The organism is Novosphingobium sp. UBA1939, from assembly GCF_002336885.1.
GTDB lineage: Bacteria > Pseudomonadota > Alphaproteobacteria > Sphingomonadales > Sphingomonadaceae > Novosphingobium.
This window is the reverse complement of record NZ_DDFB01000162.1, coordinates 1-1,763: the sequence shown is the minus strand read 5'-3', so window position 1 is coordinate 1,763 and position 1,763 is coordinate 1. Positions and strand designations below refer to the sequence as shown.

The 1,763-nt window shown below is 67.2% G+C and carries 3 protein-coding genes; 2 read left to right on the top strand and 1 reads right to left on the bottom strand.

Annotated features, from left to right (window positions below):
* A partial coding sequence (locus tag B3547_RS21515; protein WP_292966908.1) for an LPS export ABC transporter ATP-binding protein occupies positions 1-584 on the bottom strand: 584 nt, incomplete at its 3' end.
* 303 nt (positions 585-887) lie between these two features.
* On the opposite strand from B3547_RS21515, the gene B3547_RS21510 reads away from it, so the two are divergent.
* Complete coding sequence (locus B3547_RS21510; RefSeq protein ID WP_233497431.1) at positions 888-1,193, top strand: hypothetical protein; 306 nt, start codon at positions 888-890, stop codon at positions 1,191-1,193.
* A gap of 119 nt (positions 1,194-1,312) precedes the next feature.
* The coding region (locus tag B3547_RS21505; RefSeq protein WP_292966904.1) for a PmbA/TldA family metallopeptidase at positions 1,313-1,763 on the top strand (451 nt) is incomplete at its 3' end.

Genomic DNA, 1,763 nt, shown 5'->3' with positions numbered 1-1,763 from the left:
GCGAAGGGTTCGTCGAGCAGGATGATCGAGGGCTTGGCGGCCAGCGCGCGGGCGATTTCGCACCGGCGCCGTTCACCGCCCGAAAGCGCCATGGCCGGGCTGGTGCGCAGCCGCGTGAGGCCGAACTCGTCCAGCAAGCGATCGAGTTCGGCCATGCGTGTGGCCTTGTCCGGTTCGATCAGTTCCAGCACGGTGGCGATGTTCTGTTCCACCGTCATGCCCCGGAAGATCGAGGTTTCCTGCGGCAGATAGCCCAGGCCCAGGATCGCGCGGCGGTACATCGGCAGGCGGGTGATATCCACGCCATCCAGCAGGATGCGGCCCGAATCCGGGCGGACCAGCCCCATGATCGAATAGAAGCACGTGGTCTTGCCCGCGCCGTTCGGCCCGAGCAGGCCCAGCACTTCGCCCTTGCCAACGGACAGCGATATATCGGTCAGGACCGCGCGCTTGTCGTAGCTCTTGGCGATCGACACCACTTCCAGTCCGCCCTGCGGCAAGGGGGGCGAGGTGTCGTTCGATCCTGGGGCCGATCCCGGCGTATGCCCGCTGTCCGCGGGCGTGGTGTCGGCAAGGGCTGTCATCTGTATGCGGTTCCGCCTGAACTGTTTACGGTTCTGCCGTTTCCGGTCGCTGACCCGCCATAGCCGGGTCTGGCGCGCGATCAAACCCCTCGCGCGCAACTTGGGGGAGCTTCCGGCATAACTGGCAGGATTTGTGCATGGTCGCCGCTTCCGGCGGTATGCCCTGCGCGATAAATGCCCGTTTGGCCTTGAAACACGCAGGATTGCGTGATCTATTCCCGGAAACGGACCTAGAAGGAAGGATGTATGGGCAAGGCCTTCTCCGTCGGGCGCAGTCGGGGCCAACTGGATTGGCGCAAGCGGATGAGCGACACGGTCGCCTATGCGTTGCTGGTCTATACCGGCCTGCAGATTTTCGTGACCATGCAGGCGATCGAGGGGGACAGCGCTTCCGCATTGCCGATGCTGGCGCTGGTGGTGCTGGTAGGGGCGATCATTCCTATGTTCCGCCGCTTCGAACGGCGCTGGGAGCATATCGGCGATGCCGCAGCCGCCGATCCGGACCGGCGCGTGGCGTTCCGCAAGGATCAGGTTTCGATCTGGCTGCTGGCTATCGGGCTGCCGTTCCTGTTGACCGGCCTGTTCAAGCTGATCGCCGCGCTGTTCTGAAGAGAGCGTCCTTGCCCGGTCGGCAAGCCCGCGATTGCGGTCGTGAATCGGGCGGGCTAGACGCCGTGGCCTGATCGCTTGCGCGGCACCCCTCCGCGCCCCATCCGAGAGGCCGAACCATGTTGTCCCCCGCCGTAGCCCAGGAGCGCTGCCACGCGCTGATCGAACGCGCAGTGCGCGCCGGCGCGGAGGCGGGCGACGCGATCTATCTCGCCAACGCCAGCGAATCGGTGCAGGTCCGGCTCGGCGCGCTGGAGGACGTGGAGCGGTCGGAGTCCGAACATATCGGCCTGCGCGTGTTTGTCGGCGGCGCTTCCGCCTCGATCGGGTCGACCGACCTCGGCGATGCCGCGCTCGACGAACTGGCGACACGCGCGGTGGCGATGGCGCGGGCGGCGCCCGCGGACAAGTATGCGGGCCTCGCGCCGGGGGACCGGCTGGCGAAAGGCCCGTTCGCGAACCTCGATCTGGAAGACGCCGCCGAGCGTTCGCCGCAGGACCTGCGCGCCGCGGCCGAGGAAGCGGAAGACGCCGCCCGCGCGGTGGCGGGCGTGACCAACAGCGAAGGCG

Excerpts from the sequence above, each read along its gene's own strand:
- B3547_RS21510 (WP_233497431.1), top strand. The coding sequence starts at position 888 with ATGAGCGACACGGTCGCCTATGCGTTGCTGGTCTATACCGGCCTGCAG.